Below are 2,810 nucleotides of genomic sequence, written 5' to 3' on the forward strand. Positions count from 1 at the left end.
GCCAGGTAGGCGGGGCTGGCGCAGACCACGCGGCGTATCTGCCCGGCCTTGAGGGCGAACAACGAGGAGTCGGGCAGGTCGCCGGCCAGAATGGCCACATCGACGCCTTCCTCATGCAGGTTCGGCTGGCGGTCGAGATAGCGGACATACAGCTGCACCTCGGAGTACTGCTGCAGGTAATCGAGCAGGATGGCCGGCATCAGTTCCTGGCCGAACAGCAGGGGCACGCTGACCGTCAGATGCCCGCGGGGCTGACTGTGCAGGCCACTGGCCGAGGCTTCGGCCTCCTGTACCTCGGCGAGAATGCGCTGGCAGTCCGCGGCAAAGCGCTCACCCGCTTCGGTGAGCAACACGCCCCGGGTGCTGCGTTGCAGCAGTGCCAGATTTAACCGTGCTTCCAGGGCGTCGATGGCGCGGGTCACGGTCGGCTCGGAGAGTCCCAACTGGCGTGCGGCGGCGGCCAGGCTCCGCGTTTGACTGACCACAAGGAGCACCTGCATCTGTTGCTGGCGATCCATGACTCAGTTCGACCAGTGTGGATTGAGCGCCGGATCCTGGCCCAGGCGTTGTTCGCAGAAGTCGACGAAGGCGCGCACCTTGGCCGCCACCTTGCGCCCGCCATGATAGACCACATGCACGGGCAGCGGTGGCTGCTCGAACTCCTGTAGGACGATTTCCAGTTCGCCGCTGGCGACCTTGGCCGCCACTTGATAACTCAGCACCCGGGTCAGGCCCCAGCCCAATGCGGCGGCATTGATGGCCGCCTGATTGGCGGTGACCACCAGCCGTGGTTGCAGGCGCACGTTGAGCAGGCTGCCGTTGTCTTCGAATTGCCAGTCGCTGAGCAGCGGGCTGCTGGCCGAGCCCACCACCTGCAACTGCTGCAATTGTTCAGGGTGCGTCGGGCGGCCATGGGCATCAAGAAACGCCGGAGACGCGCAGATCACGCGGCGCACTTCACCGACCCGCAGCGCATTCAGGCCGCTGTCCGGCAGGTTGCCTATCCGCACGGCCACATCAATGCCTTCATCAACCATGCTCACCACCCGATCCACCAGCATCGCGCGGATCTGCACGGCAGGATTCTGCTCCAGGAAGTCGACCATCAACGGGGTAACAAACAGCTCGCCAAACAACAAGGGCGCCGTGAGCGTCAGTTGGCCCCTCGGCATGGCATGGCTGCCAGCGGCAGACTCTTCGGCTTCTTCCAGTTCGGCGAGGATGCGCCGGCAGTCCTCGGCATAACGCTGACCGGCCTCGGTGATGTTCATGCTGCGGGTGGTACGGTTCAGCAGCAGGGTGCCGATGCGCTCTTCCAGTCCGGCCACGGCGCGGGTCACGCTGGGCGGCGACATGTTCAGCCTGCTTGCTGCGGCGGCAAACCCCTGTTCCTCGGCAACGGCCAGAAACACCTGCATTTCCTGAAAGCGGTCCATATTGGACTCCTCATGTGAGGCCACAGTCTGCACTGTTAGTGCTGTGCTTAGACTTACATCTTCATCCCGTTGAAAAGTTCATATCGCAGGGGCGCGTTTCGGGAAGCTAAATTACCGTTCCGAAATGTAGACCACTTATCCGGGTAAAGAATGGAACTCTACGTCGTTTGTGCGTCCTGATTAATCGCCAAATCAACCAAACGACAAACGAGCCGAGCCCGAAATGATACTAACACTGCCCGACCATGATGAGCGACGCAGGATCATCAACAAGATGCATCGGACCAAAGATAAAGATCTCTGCCGGAAGCTCAACGCCATCTTGCTCGTCGCTGACGGGCACAGTGTCTCGGCTGTTTCCAGGCTCACTGCCGCCGCTCGCTCATCTGGGTGAACTGGTACACCTTATACAGCCTTGAGGAGCTTGAAAGCGAGCTTTGGGGGCGCAAGCCGGTACTGCCATTTGCTCACATCTCGGGTCTATTGCTGCTGTTGATCCAGTTGTCACCTCAGGAGCTAGGATATCAGCTCTCGCCTTGGAGTACCGAACTGATGGCGTCTGAACTGAAACGGAATTGGCACCTGAAATTGCATGCTTCAACCATAGGGCGCTGGCTGCCGCGGCTGGGTATTGTCTGGCGCCGGCGAGCCCACTTTGCACATTCGCAATCCTCAAAGAGCTCAAAATGACGGCCATCAATGATAGCCTTGGGACTCACACTTTGGCTCATCCGGCGCCCAGCCCGGGGGCGGGCTCCCTATAATGGGCGCGCCTCAACGCTCGTAAAAACCAGATATAACTTATTGATGCTACGGAATATTACAATGAAAAATATCAGCAAGTCCCTACTCGCCGCTGCCATTTCCTTCGGATTGATGGCAGGCTGTAACAGCCAACATGACTCCGAGACCCCGACCCCCATGGTTCGCTTCGCAACTTTCAACCTCTCCTTTGATCGCACCGCTCCAGGCATGCTGAGCGGGGAACTGGCCCTGACCCGCGCCGAGCAGGACGCCCTGCTTACCCGCTACCAGCAAGGGGACGGCAGCCTAGGCAAGGACGAGATCACCCGCGCCAAGGATGTGCAGCAGATCCGCAATATCGCCGAGATTATCCAGCGCACCCGGCCGGACGTCTTCCTGCTCAACGAGTTCGACAACGACGGCAAGGGCGCCGGCACCGCCGATCTGACTGCGTTCAACGACAACTACCTGGCCCACGCCCAGCACAACGAGGTGACCGCCATCCGCTACCCTGTGCTGCAGAATTTTGCCACCAACACCGGCCTGATGAGCGGCCATGACCTCAACCTGGATGGCAAGGTCAACAACGGCCCGGACGATGGCTGGGGCTTTGGCAACTACCACGGCCAG

2 protein-coding genes and 2 pseudogenes are annotated in these 2,810 nt (G+C 60.5%); 2 read left to right on the top strand and 2 right to left on the bottom strand.

Features of this window, described 5'->3' with window-relative positions:
• Together BN1129_RS23785 and BN1129_RS07725 are read right to left on the bottom strand one after the other, a co-directional pair.
• Positions 1 to 518 (bottom strand): LysR family transcriptional regulator (locus BN1129_RS23785; RefSeq protein WP_042035667.1); only part of this gene is annotated, 518 nt, incomplete at its 3' end.
• Between the two features lie 3 nt (positions 519 to 521).
• Positions 522 to 1,436, bottom strand: a complete 915-nt coding sequence (locus tag BN1129_RS07725; protein WP_042035658.1) for a LysR family transcriptional regulator — start codon at positions 1,434 to 1,436, stop codon at positions 522 to 524.
• A gap of 223 nt (positions 1,437 to 1,659) precedes the next feature.
• Here BN1129_RS07725 and BN1129_RS22375 point away from each other — a divergent pair.
• A pseudogene (locus tag BN1129_RS22375) lies at positions 1,660 to 2,170 on the top strand (transposase); the annotation flags it as partial.
• A 91-nt stretch (positions 2,171 to 2,261) separates the two neighbouring features.
• Positions 2,262 to 2,810 (top strand): annotated as a pseudogene (locus BN1129_RS22380) (endonuclease/exonuclease/phosphatase family protein); the annotation flags it as partial.

It is taken from the genome of Aeromonas popoffii (assembly GCF_000820025.1).
Classification (GTDB): Bacteria; Pseudomonadota; Gammaproteobacteria; order Enterobacterales; family Aeromonadaceae; genus Aeromonas; species Aeromonas popoffii.